The organism is Mycobacterium seoulense (assembly GCF_010731595.1).
Classification (GTDB): Bacteria; Actinomycetota; Actinomycetes; order Mycobacteriales; family Mycobacteriaceae; genus Mycobacterium; species Mycobacterium seoulense.
The window spans coordinates 2176886-2192540 of sequence record NZ_AP022582.1 but is presented as its reverse complement, the minus strand read 5'-3'; the positions used below and the strand labels follow the sequence as shown (position 1 = coordinate 2192540).

Annotated in this window: 18 protein-coding genes and 1 pseudogene; 8 read left to right on the top strand and 11 right to left on the bottom strand. The window is 68.5% G+C overall.

Going from position 1 to position 15655, the window contains the following annotated elements; genetic code table 11:
* Positions 1 to 1593, bottom strand: a complete 1593-nt coding sequence (locus G6N37_RS10100) for a Na+/H+ antiporter (RefSeq protein ID WP_163679406.1) — start codon at positions 1591 to 1593, stop codon at positions 1 to 3.
* A 187-nt stretch (positions 1594 to 1780) separates the two neighbouring features.
* On the bottom strand, positions 1781 to 2836 hold the full coding sequence (locus G6N37_RS10095) for a DUF5685 family protein (RefSeq protein WP_163679403.1): 1056 nt from the start codon (positions 2834 to 2836) through the stop codon (positions 1781 to 1783).
* 59 nt (positions 2837 to 2895) lie between these two features.
* Here G6N37_RS10095 and G6N37_RS10090 point away from each other — a divergent pair.
* The 3 genes and pseudogenes from G6N37_RS10090 to G6N37_RS10080 all read left to right on the top strand — a co-directional run.
* A pseudogene (locus tag G6N37_RS10090) lies at positions 2896 to 3204 on the top strand (sigma factor); the annotation flags it as partial.
* A 307-nt stretch (positions 3205 to 3511) separates the two neighbouring features.
* On the top strand, positions 3512 to 3964 hold the full coding sequence (locus G6N37_RS10085; RefSeq protein WP_163679400.1) for a protease inhibitor I42 family protein: 453 nt from the start codon (positions 3512 to 3514) through the stop codon (positions 3962 to 3964).
* Positions 3965 to 4018: 54 nt separating this feature from the next.
* Positions 4019 to 4498, top strand: a complete 480-nt coding sequence (locus G6N37_RS10080; protein ID WP_163679396.1) for a hypothetical protein — start codon at positions 4019 to 4021, stop codon at positions 4496 to 4498.
* Positions 4499 to 4519: 21 nt separating this feature from the next.
* Here the strand turns inward: G6N37_RS10080 and G6N37_RS10075 are convergent, their stop codons facing one another.
* A complete protein-coding gene (locus G6N37_RS10075; protein WP_163679392.1) occupies positions 4520 to 5287 on the bottom strand; it encodes an SDR family NAD(P)-dependent oxidoreductase in 768 nt (255 codons plus the stop codon).
* A gap of 10 nt (positions 5288 to 5297) precedes the next feature.
* Positions 5298 to 5726 (bottom strand): DUF1707 domain-containing protein, encoded by a 429-nt coding sequence (locus tag G6N37_RS10070; protein ID WP_163679389.1) that lies wholly within the window; start codon positions 5724 to 5726, stop codon positions 5298 to 5300.
* 62 nt (positions 5727 to 5788) lie between these two features.
* On the opposite strand from G6N37_RS10070, the gene G6N37_RS10065 reads away from it, so the two are divergent.
* A complete protein-coding gene (locus G6N37_RS10065) occupies positions 5789 to 6412 on the top strand; it encodes a TetR/AcrR family transcriptional regulator (RefSeq protein ID WP_163679386.1) in 624 nt (207 codons plus the stop codon).
* Here the strand turns inward: G6N37_RS10065 and G6N37_RS10060 are convergent.
* Positions 6409 to 7683 (bottom strand): alpha/beta hydrolase, encoded by a 1275-nt coding sequence (locus G6N37_RS10060; protein ID WP_163679383.1) that lies wholly within the window; start codon positions 7681 to 7683, stop codon positions 6409 to 6411. The two genes, G6N37_RS10065 and G6N37_RS10060, sit on opposite strands and share 4 nt — an antisense overlap.
* A 113-nt stretch (positions 7684 to 7796) precedes the next feature.
* On the opposite strand from G6N37_RS10060, the gene G6N37_RS10055 reads away from it, so the two are divergent.
* Genes G6N37_RS10055 through G6N37_RS10045 form a run of 3 tightly spaced genes read left to right on the top strand, consistent with a single transcriptional unit; the run spans position 7797 to position 9412 of the window.
* Complete coding sequence (locus G6N37_RS10055; protein ID WP_163679380.1) at positions 7797 to 8237, top strand: DUF6636 domain-containing protein; 441 nt, start codon at positions 7797 to 7799, stop codon at positions 8235 to 8237.
* 19 nt (positions 8238 to 8256) lie between these two features.
* The gene (locus tag G6N37_RS10050) at positions 8257 to 8739 is read left to right on the top strand and encodes a DUF6636 domain-containing protein (protein ID WP_163679378.1); all 483 of its coding nucleotides are present in this window, start codon (positions 8257 to 8259) and stop codon (positions 8737 to 8739) included.
* Between the two features lie 10 nt (positions 8740 to 8749).
* Positions 8750 to 9412 (top strand): esterase, encoded by a 663-nt coding sequence (locus G6N37_RS10045; RefSeq protein WP_232075392.1) that lies wholly within the window; start codon positions 8750 to 8752, stop codon positions 9410 to 9412.
* 6 nt (positions 9413 to 9418) lie between these two features.
* Here G6N37_RS10045 and fdxA read toward each other — a convergent pair whose 3' ends face one another.
* Positions 9419 to 9745 carry a ferredoxin gene (fdxA, locus tag G6N37_RS10040; RefSeq protein WP_163679377.1) on the bottom strand — a complete coding sequence of 109 codons (327 nt, stop codon included), beginning with the start codon at positions 9743 to 9745 and terminating at the stop codon, positions 9419 to 9421.
* A 32-nt stretch (positions 9746 to 9777) separates the two neighbouring features.
* On the bottom strand, positions 9778 to 11139 hold the full coding sequence (locus tag G6N37_RS10035; protein ID WP_163679375.1) for an FAD-dependent oxidoreductase: 1362 nt from the start codon (positions 11137 to 11139) through the stop codon (positions 9778 to 9780).
* Positions 11140 to 11242: 103 nt separating this feature from the next.
* On the opposite strand from G6N37_RS10035, the gene G6N37_RS10030 reads away from it, so the two are divergent.
* Positions 11243 to 12187: a LysR family transcriptional regulator gene (locus G6N37_RS10030; protein ID WP_163679373.1), complete on the top strand. Its 945-nt coding sequence runs from the start codon at positions 11243 to 11245 to the stop codon at positions 12185 to 12187.
* On the opposite strand, the gene G6N37_RS10025 is transcribed toward G6N37_RS10030, so the two are convergent.
* The 4 genes from G6N37_RS10025 to G6N37_RS10010 are packed head-to-tail and all read right to left on the bottom strand — an operon-like array spanning position 12184 to position 15539.
* Positions 12184 to 12900, bottom strand: coding sequence for a sirohydrochlorin chelatase (locus G6N37_RS10025; RefSeq protein WP_163679371.1), 717 nt, complete (start codon positions 12898 to 12900; stop codon positions 12184 to 12186). The two genes, G6N37_RS10030 and G6N37_RS10025, sit on opposite strands and share 4 nt — an antisense overlap.
* Positions 12897 to 13640 (bottom strand): phosphoadenylyl-sulfate reductase, encoded by a 744-nt coding sequence (locus G6N37_RS10020; protein WP_163679370.1) that lies wholly within the window; start codon positions 13638 to 13640, stop codon positions 12897 to 12899. The genes G6N37_RS10025 and G6N37_RS10020 overlap by 4 nt, the downstream gene beginning before the upstream one ends.
* A gap of 55 nt (positions 13641 to 13695) precedes the next feature.
* On the bottom strand, positions 13696 to 15363 hold the full coding sequence (locus G6N37_RS10015) for a nitrite/sulfite reductase (RefSeq protein ID WP_163679368.1): 1668 nt from the start codon (positions 15361 to 15363) through the stop codon (positions 13696 to 13698).
* Positions 15360 to 15539, bottom strand: a complete 180-nt coding sequence (locus tag G6N37_RS10010) for a hypothetical protein (RefSeq protein WP_163679365.1) — start codon at positions 15537 to 15539, stop codon at positions 15360 to 15362. The genes G6N37_RS10015 and G6N37_RS10010 overlap by 4 nt, the downstream gene beginning before the upstream one ends.
* Between the last annotated feature and the right edge of the window lie 116 nt (positions 15540 to 15655).

The window sequence follows — 15655 nt, the reverse complement described above, 5'->3', positions numbered from 1 at the left end:
CTATTCGTCGTCGGCGGCGTCGAGCAGTTGCACTTCCTCGAGGTCCATGTCGTTCTGCAGCTCGCGCAGCACGATGTCGTCGATGAGGTTCTGGTTGCGCAGCGCGGTGATCTCCTGGCGCTTGCTGTCGAGGACGCCGAGTCGCACCCGGCGCACCAGCTCCTTTTTCTTGACCAGGTGGGTGTTCGTCGAAGCGTCCTCGGTGGCCAGGGCCAGCGCGGCCTTCTCCTCGTATTCCTTCTGCAGCCGGCGCCGCAGGTCGTCGCCGATGCCGACTTCGTCGGCGACCGTCGGTAGCGCGTCGAGGGCGGCCCGCGCCCCCCGGGTGCGGGCCAGTTGCAATTCTTCGGAGTGGGCGAGGTCCTCGGGCATCTTCGCCCAGCGCACGACGGCAGGCAGCGTGCTGCCCTGCACCAGCACGGTCACCAGGATGACGACCACCACGATGAAGATGAGCAGGCTGCGGTCGGGGAAGGGCGCGCCGCTGAGCGTGGTGGCCGGGACAGCCAGCGCCGCAGCCAGCGAAACGGCCCCGCGGAATCCCGCCCAGGCGGTGACGAAGCGTTGACGCCAGTTGACGCGACGTTCGCGCTGCGCCTCTCGGCGGTCGATCAGCCGGATCAGCAGCACGGTGAGCTCGCCCCAGAAAATGCGCGACAGAATCACCACGGCGGTGACGGCGAGCGCGATCAACAAGGCGTTGCGAATCCCGCCGTCGACGCCGGCGATGCCGTGCAGCGCCCCGGGTATCTGGACGCCGACGAACACCCACAACGAGCCGTTGAGCAGGAAGGTCGCGCTGTCCCAGAACGCGTAGGCCTGCAGGCGGGACCGCGCGCGGATCACCACCGGCCCGGCGTAGGCGAGCACCAAGGCCGCGACCATGACCGCGACCACCCCGCTGCAGTCCATGCTTTGGGCCAGCAAGAACGCCGCAAACGGCGTCAACAGGCTCAACGCCATTTCCTCCTGGGGGGCGTCGATTCTCTTGCGCAGCAGCGTGGCCGCGCCGCCGACCAGCAGCCCGGCGGCGATGCCGCCCAGGTAGGAGCCGACGAAGCGGCCGACCAGGTCGACCGGCGTGATCGCCGATCCGCCGATCGCGACGTGGACGGTGACGGCGAAGAGCACCAGGGCCGTGCCGTCGTTGATGAGACTCTCGGCCTTCAGCACGGTGACCGACCGGCGTGGCAGCTTCTTCGCCAAGCCGGCCACCGCGGCGGCGTCGGTGGGGGAGAGCACGGCGCCCAGGACGGCCGCCGCATGCGAGTCCATGCCCATCGCCCGCGCCGTCCACGACACCGCCACGGCCGTCGCGATCACCAGGGCGACACTGAGAAAAACGATGATGCGCGCGTTCGCCCGGATCTCGCGGAAGCTGGTGTTCAGGCCCTCCCAGTAGAGGATCGCCGGCAGGAACAACAGCAACACGATCTCACCGTTGATGTGCACGTGAGCGAAACTGGGCACCAGACCCAGCAGCGTGCCGAGGACGATGAGCAGCACCGGGGGACCCACGCGATAGCGCCGGCCGATGACCGTCCCGAGGATGACGGTGGAAACGAGCGCGACGATCAGGACGAGGCCAAACACCAGCCCATCCTGCCGGACTTGGTCGGGTTACGCGGCTTGGGGTTTGGGCGGCCCTGCGGTCAGCCCGCCGCGCGCCCAGCCTCACCAGTCACATGAGCACCCGGTGCAGGGCATGCGGTGAATCGCGAAAGCGATATCACCGGCGATATCAGATTCGAGGGGCGCGTCATGCCTGAGCGCCCGGGCCTCACGTGCAGTCGCAGCAGCAGTCGTCGCAATCGCAGCAGCAATCGCAGCCATCGCAGCAGCACCACCAGCCGGTCCCATCTCCGCGCCGCGACTTGCGCCCCGGGTTGGGAGTTTCCCCGTCGGCCATGGGCTCGCCGGGCGGGCCGCCGAAGTTGATGGGTTCCTGCTGGCCGTGCGGCGTTCCACCCTGGGCGCTGACGCCGGCCCGGGCGAAGGTGCGCTTGATCGCGCGGCGCACCTCGCTGGTCAACAGCCGATCGACGAGGCGCCCGTCGGTGAACGACACGTCGGCCAGCGCCAGCTCGATGCCCAGCACCGCGTCGTCGCAGAGGGCGCGCGCCGCCGCGACGGGAGTTGCGGTGGCGGCCAACGGGTTCCACTTGCCCCGCGCCAGGTCGTCGGCATAGTCCTCGACCGCGTCGAGCAGGTGCGCCACCCGGCCGAACAGCCGCCCGACCTCGCGCAGCGCCGCCGCGTTGCCCGGACGGCCGGCCAGCACGGCCGTGTGCGCGAACGCCTCGCCAACGGCGGTCTCGGTGGGCTCGGTCACCAGCAACGGTGAACTGCCTGGACAGGCCTGAGATTCAAGGCCGGCCTGCCGGTCCATCGCGGCGACCAGCACGCCGGTGTCGAAGCCCAGGGTATGACCGGTGTCGGTGCCCTGGCGCACCCAGCGTTCGGCGATGCGGCGCGCGGCCGGCCGCACCCCGGCGACGCCGACCACGCCGTCGCGGTCGTCGACGTGGTCGCGGACCCGGGCCGCGGCCAGCGCCAACGACACCACCGCGGCCAGGCGCACGCAGTCACCGGTGGCCACGTCGGCGCGCCGCATCCCGCGCAGCGGGCACGGTCCGGCCGTGCGGCGGGTCGGCTGTCCGGCCGACTGCGCTTCGACCAGCAATGAGACCACCAAGCCGTCGTAGTTGGTGGCGATGCGGGACGCCTGGCCGTAATCGTCGCGCAGCGCCAGACACAATCCGCACAACTGGGCTGTCCAGGCCGCCGCCAGCTCGCCGCCGAGCCGGTGTCGGCAGGGCCGGATGATGCCAAACATGCACAGAAGCTACCGGACCCACAGCAAACGCGCGCTCGAAACGTGGCAGTGTTGGCGAGGTGAGCGATGGCGCGCAGGCCTTCGAGTCTCAGCGGCCGTGCCTGTTCTGGTTGGCGTATCGGCTGCTGGGGTCGGCGACCGAGGCGGAAGACGCGGTGCAGGACGCTTACCGGCGACTGCACGCCGCGGATGTGGAGGCAATCGAGTCGCTGCCGGCGTGGCTTACCAAGACCGTCACGAACCTGTGTCTGAACCGGCTCACCTCGGCCCGCGCGCGTCGGGAGGTCTATCCCGGACCGTGGCTGCCGGAGCCGGTCCTCACCGACGACCGGACACTGGGCCCGCTGGAAACCGCCGCGCAATCCGAGTGCCGGGCAAGGCATCTCGTGCATTCCGTGCGGGCGGCAATCTGGCCCCGGAGCACCCCGCGGGCACCATCACCTTCGAGCAGTACCTCGACCAGCAACGCTCCGCGGGCCGCCTACCCTATGGCGATGCCATCGACGACTATCTGAGGCGCCGCCGACGCGAGGAGGCGCAGTGAACGCGAACGTTGTCCTGCTGTTTCTCGCCGGACAACGCCGCGACGATCGGGATTGAACCGGGCGGCTGACGCCTGTCCAACAGCTGCTCCTCCATGCGGCCGGGGATTGCGACCGAGCGCCAGACGCCATAATGGGCTCGATGACTGTCGGGAAGATCAGGCTCTTGGTGACCGTCGCGATGCTCGTTTCGCCGATGTTGGCGGGCTGCCACTTCGCGTCCAGGAACGCGCCTTCGACCCAGACGCTGCAGGTGCCCATGAACCAGGTGCTCACCCAGGACACCATCAGGCAGAGCATCACCGTGGCAGTCGGCAACACGCTGATCGTGAAGTTGGGCTCGAATTACACCACCCCGTACCGGTGGACGCCGGAGACGAAGATCGGCGACCCGGCGGTCATCAAGCAGACCAGTCACGAGTTCGTGCCGCCGAGCTCCGACGCGTTGGGAGCGCCCGGCACCGAGGTGTGGACGTTCACGGCGTTGAAGCCGGGGACCACGACGATCGGCACGTCCTACACCAGCTTCGTCGGCAAGGACTCCAAACCGGCATGCACCTATACGGCCAACGTCACGGTGCAGTAGACCTCTTCGGCAAACGCGTGCGCGCCGGCCTCGTCTCGGGCTACGTTCTTGGGCGTGTTCGGCTTTCTCCGCAACTTGTCCGAAATCGGCCAGCTCCCCCCAGCGCTGCGCGACGAACTCGAGGCCGAGGGAATGATCTTCAGCACCGGCAAGGTCGGGGTGGTCCGACACTTCGGCGGCCATGTGCCAGGGGTCTATTCGGCTTCGGGTGTGTCCCGCTACGCGGGCGCGTTCGCCTTCACGGCCGCGCGGATCGTCGCCACGTTTCCCACCCGCGGGGACGCCAACCTGCGCTCGATCGATTGCTCGTGGGACAGCAGCACGGGGCCGGCCAGGGCAACCATCACCGGCAACGGGCTGAAGCTGGAAATCGACCTGCACGGCGTCGACCACGCCTTCAGTGGGTCGATGACGCTCAACTACAAGAAGAAGATCCCCGACGACGTCCTGGAAAAGCTGCCCACGACGACGCTGCGCTTTTCGGTCCAGCCGGTTTTCGTCTACCGAGCCGCCGGCGTGCGCCCTAAGGCCTAGGCTGCGGGACAACGGTTTCCGTCACGCGGCCGCGGCCGGCCGCAGCATCCGTGCGCTGACGAGCGACGAGGCCCACCCGGGCATCAATCGTGTGCTCGTCACCATCACCCGATAGCGCCACCCCGGCACGACGACGGCGCGGCCCCGGTCCAAGGCGCGCAGCCCGGCGGCCACGACGGGCTCGGGCGCCGCGAGCCTGCGATAGATCGCGGTGTGCGAGACGTCGGACCCCAGCGCGTCGACGAATCCGGTCCTGGTGGGCCCGGGGCACAGCGCCGTGACGGTGACCCCCGAGCCTCGCGTCTCCGCCCACAGCGCTTGGCTCAGCGAGAGCACGAACGCCTTGGACGCGCCGTAGGTGGCCTGATACGGGCCGGGCTGAAAGGCGATCGTGGACGCGACATTCAGGATGCCGCCCCGACCGCGGGCCAGCATGCCGGGAAGCGCCGCGTGGGTCAGCCGCACCAGCGCGTCGACGTTGACCGCGACCATTTCGTGCTCGTGCGCGGCGTCGAGCTCCGCGAACGGGCCGTAGGTGCCGAAGCCGGCATTGTTCACCAGCACGTCCACCTCCCGCCCGTCGAGGCGGTCGACGAGCGCATCGACGCCGGTCTGCGTGCCGAGATCGCCGACGGCCAGTTCGACTTGCTGGTCGACCCGCTGCGCCACCGCGCTCAGCCGAGCTTCGTCGCGCCCGGCGAGCAGTAGCGACATGCCGCGCTGCGCCAGCTGGTCGGCGAAAATCGCGCCCAGCCCGGAGCTGGCGCCGGTGATGACTGCCCATGACATGGCTGACCCCTTACTTCGCAACGGTTTTCACGGCGGGGCGGATGCCCAGGGCGTGGCTGACGAGGCCGATTCCGGCGCCGAGGATGGGCCAGACCGGCCAGAAGTACGTCTCGCCTGTGGTGGCGGCGACCGCCGCCCACACGGCGAGAACGACGACGGTCATCGCGAGGTAGGCGGCGAGGTGCAGGCGCACGCCGCGGCGGGCGGCCTCGATGCGGGCGGCGCGGCGGCGCGGGTCCGCGCGCCGGATCCGGTCGAGCGGCAGGTCGGCGAGGAATTTGTCGAGCTCGCCGGTGGTGTGCGTACCGAACACCGCCTGCACCCGCTGCTCGTACTCGTCCAGTTCCAGGTAGCCCTGCGCGAACGCTTGGCCGAGGCGTGCGGCCGTCCTCTCCCGGTCGCGGTCGCCGGCCCGGCGGGTCATGAGTTGCTGGTCCATTTTCGTCCCCTTTCGAAGATGTGAATGGCCTTAACATAGTCCCTAATGTTAATCTCGTCAACATGGCACGGGAGCGGAAATCATCGGCTGGCCTAAAGCGACGGGACAGCTACCACCACGGCGACCTGAAACGCGCCCTGACCAGCGCGGCGCTGTCGCTGGTGGCCGAGAAGGGGCCGAAGGGGTTCACGCTGACCGAGGCGGCGCGCCGCGCCGGGGTCAGCGCCGCGGCCCCTTACCGGCACTTCGCCGACAAAGCCGCGCTGCTGGCCACGGTGGCCGAACAGGGCTTCCGCGACCTACACGCCGAAATGACCGCGGCGGTCGACGTCGCGTCCGACCCTAAGTCCCGGGTGGTCGAGCTCGGCCGCGCCTATGTGCACTGGGCCGTCGCCCACCCGGACCACTACCGGGTCATGTTCGGCGCCGAGCTGTCCAAGGCCGACCATCCGGACCTCGCCGTCGCCGGCGAGCAGGCGTTCGGTGATCTCCTCGACGCGATCGTCACGTGCCAGGAGGCGGGCATCGCCGGCGGCCACGACCCGCGCGAACTCGCCGCGCCGCTGTGGTCGCTGGTGCACGGCGTCGCGTCACTGGCGATCGGCGGAGAGCTGCGCGCAGTCGGCATCGAGCAGGACCCCGAGGCCGTCATCGCCGGCGTGGTGGCCCAAATGCTCAGCGGCTAGGCCGCATTGGCCTGGCGGCGCGACGCGTAGACCTCGGCCAGGAATTGCTCGACGGCGACCGCGGTGTGTGCGGCGCGCGCCGAACCGAAGATGTCGAAAGCGTGCTGGGTGAACGGCAATTCGGCGTACACGACGGGTTGGTTGCTGACCTGCCGCAGCCGCTCGACGAACCCGCGCGCCTGCTCCACGGGCACCAACGAGTCGTTGCGGCCGTGCAGGACGAAGAACGGCGGAGCGTCGGGCGAGACGTGGTTGACCGGCGACGCGGTGATGAACGGCTGCATGTTGGTCGACGGACGCTGCTTGACAACGGATTTGACGAGCAGTGCCGGCATCATCGGGTGCATCGCGTCGTTGAACCGGGTGAAGTCGTAGACGCCGTAGAACGGGACGGCCGCCTGCACTCGGGTGTCGGCGTCTTCGAAGCCGGGCTGGAACTGCGGGTCGTTGGGGGTGAGCGCGGCCAGCGACGACAGGTGGCCGCCGGCGGAACCGCCTGTGATGGCGATGAATTCGGGATCGCCGCCGTATTCGGCGATGTGCGCCTTGACCCACGTCAGGGCGCGCTTGACGTCGATGATGTGGGCGGGCCAGGTGTTGCGCGGGCTGTGCCGGTAGTTGATCGCCACGCAGACCCAACCCAGCTCCGCCAGGTGGCTCATCAGTGGATGGGCTTGTCCGCGTTTGTTTCCCGTCGTCCAGGCACCGCCGGGAATCTGGAAAAGCACCGGTGCCTTGCCCGTCGGGTCCAGATCGGGACGGCGCCAGATGTCCAGGTGGTTGGCGCGGCCGAATTCGCCGTAGCTGATGTTGGAGTCGTGCGCATAGTCGCGGTAGATGCGCATCATCCGCAGCAGCCCCGGTGTCTTGGCGGTGCCGCCGCCGGCCGGCTTGCGCCACAGGTCCCCCGATTCGGTGAGACGAGAGGGACCCAACCCGGTGTCCAGCGCCTCGGTCAGCGGCACGTTGGCCCGGTGTCCGGCACGGCTGAAGTTCAGCAGACCGAGCGCCGAAACGCCCGCCACCGCCCACGCCGCGATCCCCACCGGCCGCGTCAGGCGTCGAGCCGTCAACGCCAGCCCGCCGAGCTGGCTGACCAGGGTCTGCAGCGGCAACTCGGTGACGACCAGCCCGAACATCCACGAGAAAAGGGATGCGTAGCCGCTGCGCGCCAGCGGCCGGTAGGCGTTGAGCGTGGACACCGCGGTCACCGTCGTGACGATCAGCGACCCTATCTGCCGGATGACGTGGATGATTCGAGCTGTCCGCATGGGCTCACCTTACGAGGCGCGGTGTTGGGATCGGTAGCCGCGCGTCCGGTGCCTACTTGTCGCGAACGACCGCTGCAACGTGCAGCGCACTGACAGAATGCATGCGGGCACCGATGACCATCACCATGAAGGCTTCCACGGCGGCGCTGATCGCGACCATCGCGTTGGCGCCACCCGCGCGCGCCGACGACGGCGGCGTGTTCCTGTCGCCGTCGGGCAACATCATCTGCAGTATGGCGGCGGGGCCCGACGCGAAAACCGGCGCCACGTGTGAGATCCGCGACCACACCTACGTGCCCCCGGAGCCGACGGCGCCGACCTGTCACCTGGCGCGCGGCGACCGCGTCAGCTTGTTCCAGGGCAGCGCACCGGTCCTGAACTGCCACGGGGACACCGAATTCGGCCTTGCGGCCGGACAGCCCACGCTGCCGTACGGCCAGACCCGCACCGTCGGCACGGTCACCTGCGACAGCGAACCGAACGGAGTCACCTGCACCGACGACAGCACCGGCCATTACTTCCGGATCTCGCGCGAGTCGCTCGATCTCGGCTGAACGCAGAAGGGACCACTACATGAACCCGCTGAGAACGACGCTCCTCGCGGCGTGCGCACTGGGCATCCTTGTGCCGATCGTCGCCCTGCCCGCGACCGCGGCCGCCGACGACAGCCCGCAGCAGTTTCAGTCCCCGTCTGGAGACATTCGCTGCCTGCTCGAGCCTTCTCGCACGTCAGCGCCCGTAGCGCTCTGCCAGATCAAGCATCACACCTACGTGGTGCCGCCCGGGACCCCCAGAGACGACGTCACCGGCGGGGCCTGCCCGCCGGGGGCCAACGCGGGCGGTGACTTTCGACTCGACCAGGGCGAAGCCGGATTCATCCGGTGCACGTACTCCGCGCTCGGTTCCGGCACCGGTTCCTGGCCGGTCCTCGACTACGGTCAGACCAGAACGCTCGGTCCGATCAGCTGCGCGAGTGAGCCCTCCGGCATGAGGTGCACCGACATCTCCACGGGGCACTATTTTCGGGTTTCCGACGATGCGTACGAACTCGGGTAAGGGGACCAACGTGCGCCTGCTGGCCGCGATGGCGTCCGTCGTTGTCCTGACCGGGTTTTCGTGCGGTGGGACGGCCTGCGCGCAATCGGCCTGCGCCGACCTCGGCGGAACCGTCGACCAAAACCAGATCTGCCGGGGTCACATCGTGACTTCCGACTACACACTCGACTTGAGCTTTCCCGTCAGCTATCCCGATGAGCAGCCCCTCGCCGACTACCTCATCCAGACGCGGAACCGATGGGCCGACGACGCCAAGGCGTCTCCGCCAAGTGGCCGGCTGCCGTACCTGCTGACGATCTCGGGGAAGGCGTACCGGTCCGCGACGCCGAGTTCCAGGACCCAGACCGTCGTGCTGGACATGAACCAGGACTTCGGCGCGCACCCCGTGACCTCGTTCAAGGCGTTCAACTACGACGTCGGCAAGGGTGCCCCCATCACCTTCGACACGCTGTTCAAACCGGGCACCGACCCGCTCGACGTGCTCAACCCGATCGTGCGGCGCCGGCTGGGTCCGCTTCCGTTCGGTGACCCGGGAGTCGACGCGTACCAGAACTTCGCGATCACCGACGACGCCGTGATCTTCTTCTTCAGCCAGGGGCAGGTGCTCTCGCAAGTCGATGGGCCCCAGCGGCTTTCGGTGCCCCGCGCCGAACTCGCAGCGCTGTTGGCGTGACGGGTCCTACGTGGCCTCGGCCCGGCTCTCCAGGTTCTTGACGGCGGCCGGATCGTTCTCGGTCAGCCCGATCTTCGCCGCGCCACCGGGCGAGCCCAGTTCGGTGAAGAAGTCGGCGTTGATCTGCGTGTACTGGCTGTATTCGCTCGGCAGGTCGTCTTCGTAGTAGATGGACTCGACGGGACAGACGGGCTCGCAGGCGCCGCAGTCGACGCACTCGTCGGGGTGGATGTAGAGCATCCGCGCGCCCTCGTAGATGCAATCGACGGGACATTCCTCGATGCACGCCTTGTCCTTGATGTCGACGCAGGGTTCGCCGATCACGTATGCCATGGATGTTGTCCTTCCCTATCAGCTATCGGAGATTAGCCGTGCCCGATTCGCAGCAGCTCGGCGAGGCTGGCAAGTTTGGCGCGGGGGCGCCCGTGCGGCTCGCCGGCCTCTCGTTCGAAGCGGTCGATGGCCCGCCAGTGCGCGGCGGTGACAAGCTGCGGCTGGCGCGAGGTGAGCCACTCGGCAAGCCCGTCGCCATAGTCGTCCGGGCGGTCTGCCGACCCGGCGGCCAGGTCGGCGAGCACCGTGTCGACGGTGTCCTGGGAGCACTTCTTGTTGGTGCCGATGACGCCGGACGGGCCGCGTTTGATCCAGCCGGCCACGTATTCGTTGCGACTGCCTTCGACCCTGCCGCTGGTGTGGGGGATCGTGCCGGTCTTCTCGTCGAACGCCAGCCCCGGTATGGCCACGCCCCGGTAGCCGACCGCCCGCACCACCAGCTGCGCGGGCAGTTCCTCGCGCTCCCCGGTGTCTTTCGCGACTAACCGCCCGCCGGGGTCGGTCACCAGCTCGTTGCGCCCGAGCACGATGCTCTCCACCCTCTCGGCGCCTTTGATCTCTATCGGGGAGGTGAAGAACCGCAACACGATTCGGCGGTGCCCGGGCCGGGGCGCGCGGCCGGCGTACTCGCGCAGCACCTTGATGTTGTTCTTGGTGACCTTGCCGGCAGCGGCGGCGGCGTCGTCGGTGACGCCCGCCAGATCGGCGGGCTCCACCACCACATCGACACCGTCGAGCTCGCCAAGCTCTCGCAATTCCAACGTGGTGAAGGCGCTTTGCAGTGGACCGCGTCGACCGATCAGCACCACCTCCTCTACGCCGCAGGGCCGCAACGACTCCAGCGCGTGGTCGGCGATGTCGGTGCGCGCCAGCACGTCGGGGTCGGTGACCAGCATGCGGGCCACGTCGACGGCCACGTTGCCGTTGCCCACCACGACGGCGCGGGCACCCGACAGGTCGGGCGCCATCTGCTGGAAGTGTGGGTGCGCGTTGTACCAGCCGACGAAGTCGACCGCGGCCACGCTGCCGGGCAGGTGTTCGCCGGGAATGTCGAGGGCGCGGTCGGACTGGGCGCCGACGGCGTAGATCACCGCGTCGTAGCGCTCGGCGAGTTCGCCGGCCGAGACGTGCTCGCCCACCTTGATGTTGCCGAAGAAGCGAAAGCGCGGATCTTCTGCGGTCTTCTCGAACTGCTGGCTGACCGACTTGATCTTCGGATGATCGGGGGCCACACCCGACCGCACCAGCCCCCAAGGGGTGGGCAGCATTTCGAGCATGTCGACGGCGATCCCGAACCCGGAGGCGTCGGCGGCCTTGAGCAGTGACGCGGCCGCGAAGAACCCGGAAGGGCCGGAACCCACGATCGCGACGTGGTATGAGGCTGCGCGGGTCATGTTTCCTATGGTGCTCGTCCGGCCGGCGCGCGAGTAGAGGTTCCGGTGTTGTGGAGTCACAAGCTATGGTTGTGTCACGCCTACCGATTGTGACTGACCACCCATGCCGCTCAGCCCCCGCATGCCCGAACTGGCCTCGTTCGAGGTCTTTTTGGCGATCGCCGAGACGGGCAGCCTCGGGCGTGCCGCCCGCGAGCTCGGGATCACCCAGCAGGCCGTGTCACGGCGGCTGGCATCGATGGAGGCCCAGGTCGGCGTCACGCTGGCCGTGCGGACAACGCGCGGTTCGGAATTGACGCCCGCGGGGCTGATCGTGGCGGAGTGGGCCGCGCGCTTGCTCGAGGTCGCCAACGAGATCGACGCGGGGTTGGGCGGGCTGCGCAAGGAGGGCCGCGAACGCATCAGGGTGGCGGCCAGCCAGACGATTTCCGAGCAGCTGATGCCGCATTGGCTGCTGTCCCTGCAGACCGAGGCGGCGCGGTGCGGGGGAGCCGCACCGCAGGTGATCCTGACCGCCACCAACAGCGAGCAGGCCATCGCCGCGGTTCGCGACGGCAGTGTCGATCTGGGCTTTGTCGAAAATCCCGGCCAGCCCAAGGGATTGGGCAGCTGCGTGGTGGGGCAGGACGAGTTGGTGATCGTGGTCCCGCCGGGCCACAAATGGGCTCGACGCTCGCGGGTGGTGACCGCCCGCGAACTCGCCGAAACACCCTTGGTGGCCCGCGAACCCCATTCGGGCATCCGCGATTCGCTGACGGTGGCGCTGCGTCGGGTGCTGGGCGAGGACATGCAGCAGGCGCAGCCTGTAATGGAGTTGACGTCGGCGGCGGCGATGCGCGCCGCCGTCCTCGCCGGGGCGGGGCCGGCGGCGATGAGCCGGCTGGCGGTGGCCGACGACCTGGCCATCGGGCGGCTGCACGCGGTCACCACCCGAGACTTGGACCTAAGGCGGAAGTTTCGAGCCATCTGGGTCGGCGGGCGCACACCGCCCGCGGGGGCGATACGGGACATGCTGAGCCACATCAGCAGTCGCGCATCGAAGCCCTAAGCCGCGGCGTGGTCGGCGCGCGCCTGGTCGAAGCGGTCCAGCACCGTCTCGGCCACCAGGCGGTGTGCGCCCAGCGGCGCCGCCATCGGAATCCTGTTGTCCCGCGCATACGTTGACACGCCGTCGGTGATGAGTCCCGGGGCCAGGAACCACGGCGCGATGACCAACCGGGTCGCGCCGCGGCGGCGCAACCGGCCGGCGGCCTCGGCCACCGACGCCTCGGGCCGGGTGGCGAAGGCCATCGCGGTTGCGGCCCAACGGGTCCCGGCGGACAACCGGGCGGCGACCGTGGCGGTGCGCGCGTTGGCGGCGGTGTTCGACGATCCGATCGCGACCACCATCACCCCGACTTCGTCGTCGAGCGGAGAGACGCCGACTTCGGCGAGCCGTTCGCGCAGGACCGTCAGGAGCCGATCGTCTTCGCCCAGGACGTCGGCCTGCCGGACGCCGTAGGCACCGGCGCGCGCGATCTGCTCGGGAAGGTCGCGGCGCGCGTGGTACGCGCTGGCCAGCAGCAGCGGGGTGACCACCGCGTCGCGTTTGTCGGGCAGTCCGGAGAGGACGTCGACGAAGCTGGGCGCGCTGAGCTCCAGAAACGCCAGGCGCACGTCGAGGCCGGGCCGCATGCCGCGCAGCCGTTCTGCCACCGCGCGGGCGTTGGCGCCGGAGCGCGGATCGCGGCTGCCGTGCGCGGTGAGGACGAGTGTGCTCATGAGCTGTGCAGTCCGCATTCGGTCTTGTTTCGGCCCGCCCAGCGGCCGCTGCGCGGGTCCTCGCCCGGGGCCGGCTTCCGGGTGCAGGGGGCGCAGCCGATGGACGGATAGCCCTCGTCGACGAGCGGGTTGACCAGCACGCCGTTCCTCTCGATGTATTCCTGCACGTCGTCGTCGGTCCACGCTACGATCGGGTTCACCTTGACCAGCCCGAACGACTCGTCGTAGCCGATCTCCGGCGCGTTGGCGCGGGTGGGCGACTCCACCCGGCGCAACCCGGTGACCCAGGCCGCGTAACCGCTCAGCGCCCTGCGCAGCGGCAGGACCTTGCGCAGCCGGCAGCACTCGTTGGGTTGTCGGGCGAACAGGTCCTTACCCATCAGCTCGTCCTGCTCTTGCACCGTGTGCTCCGGGGTGACGTTCAGCAGGTGGATGTCGTAGACCGATTCGACGGCGTCGCGGGTGCCCAGAGTTTCGGCGAAGTGGTAGCCGGTGTCCAGGAAGATGACCGGCACGCCCGGCCGCACATCGGCCGCGAGGGAGACCGTCACCGCTTCCTGCATGTTGCACGCCACGACCCACTTGCAGGTGGCCCAGTCGCGTGGGCCGTCGGGGCCACCGAAGTGTCTGTCGGCCCAGCGCAGGATGTCCTTGGCATCCCCGCCTTCCAGCTCGGCCGCCCCGCGCTCTGCCAACTCACGCAGCTCTTCCTCGGTGAAGTTGGTCACCACTTCGCTCATCTGGTTCTTCCTCGGTTCGTAACGTCAGCGATCGGTGTGGCGGTGTCGGTACGGGCTAGCGCAAGTCGGCCTCGTCGGCGCGCAGCGCCCAGTTGGCGAAACGCTCGCCGCTTTCCCGTTGTTCCAGGAACTTGCGCGTCACGCGGTCGATGTAGTCGCCGAGTTCGGCGCTGGTGACCTTGTGCTGACGCAGCTTTCGTCCAAAGCCGCTCTCCTCGCCCAGACCGCCGCCGAGGTGAACCTGGAAGCCCTCCACCGACGTGCCGTCGCCGTTGTCGATCCACTGGCCCTTGAACCCGATGTCGGCGACCTGGATTCGGGCGCAGGAGTTCGGGCAGCCATTGAGGTGGACGCTGATCGGCACATCGAGCTTGGGGTTGACGTCGGCCAGGCGCTGTTCTAGCTCGGGCACCAAAGTCTGTGCCCGAACCCGGGTTTCGGCGAACGACAGCTTGCAGAATTCGATGCCGGTGCAGCCCATCGTGCTCTTGCGCCAGTTCGACGGGTTCGACGGCAGGCCCAGCTTGTCCAACTCGGCGACCAGGAAGTCGACCTGGTCGTCGGGCACGTCGAGGATGATCAGCTTCTGGAAGGGGCTGAAGCGGGCCCGGTCGGAGCCGACCTTCTCCATCAGGTCGGCCACCGCCTGAAGGGTGGTGCCCGAGACGCGCCCGGCGATCGCGGCGACGCCGACGGCGTTGCGGCCGTTCTTGATCTTCTGCACGCCCACGTGGTCGATGGGGTGCTTGGCCGGCTCGGGTGCTGGGCCGTCGATCATCTTGCGGCCGAGGTACTCGGTCTCCATGACCTCGCGGAACTTCTCCACCCCCCAGTCCTTGACCAGGAACTTGATCCGCGCCTTGGCGCGCAGCCGCCGGTAGCCGTAGTCGCGGAACACCTTGGTGACCGCTTCCCACACGTCGGGCACCTCGTCCAGCGGGACCCACACGCCGACCCGCTGGGCCATCATCGGGTTGGTCGACAGGCCGCCCCCTACCCACAGGTCCATGCCGGGCCCGTGCTCGGGGTGGTTGACGCCGACGAACGCGACGTCGTGGGTCTCGTGGGAGACGTCCTGCAGGCCCGAGATCGCGGTCTTGTATTTGCGCGGGAGGTTGGCGTAGTCGGGGTTGTTCATGAACCGCCGGATGATCTCGTCGATCGCGGGGGAGGGGTCGAGCACCTCGTCGAGCGAGTCGCCGGCCAGCGGGCTGCCGTGGATGCCGCGGGGGCAGTCACCGCAGGCCTCGATGCTCGACAGACCGACGGATTCGAGCCGGCGCCACACCTCGGGAACGTCCTCGATCTTGAGCCAGTGGAACTGGACGTTCTCGCGGTCGCCGATGTCGGCGGTGTCACGGGCGAACTCCGACGACACCTGGCCCAGGACGCGCAGCGTCTGCGCCGTCATCGGCTTGCCGTCGGAGCGCACCCGCATCATGAAGTATTTCGCTTCGAGCTTGTCGATGTTCTCGTCACCGGTCCAGCTGCCGTCGTAGCCCTGCTCGCGCTGGGTGTACAGGCCCATCCATTTGAACCGCATACGCAGATCGGACTTTTCGATGCTCTCGAAGCCTTCCTTGGCGTATTTGTTGATGATTCGGTCGCGCACATTCAGTGGGCCGTCATCGTGCTTGATCTGCTCGGTCTCATTGAGCGGTTCGCGATTGCCCAGCGCCCACTGGCCCTCGTTGCGAGTCTTGGCGGGAGGTGCTGTGGTCATGTGATGTTCTCCTTCGCGAACAATGCTGGCCCGCTGCGCCGGCCGGGGCTGTGGCGGCTGAGGCTCGACGTCGGCGGCCGGTGCGCTGCCGGGCAGGGCTGCGGGGCCGGGACGTCGACGGTGACGTCGATCCAGTCGATGGCTCCCGTGGGTACGCCGTAGGACCCACGGTCCATGACTTCATGGTGCATTTCCTCCGGCGACAGTAGTAGAGGTGTAGAGGTTGTGAGCACACAACCGTTGGTTGTGTGCTCCGCCTCACTTTAAATGTGTTACCCGCCATTGAGATTCC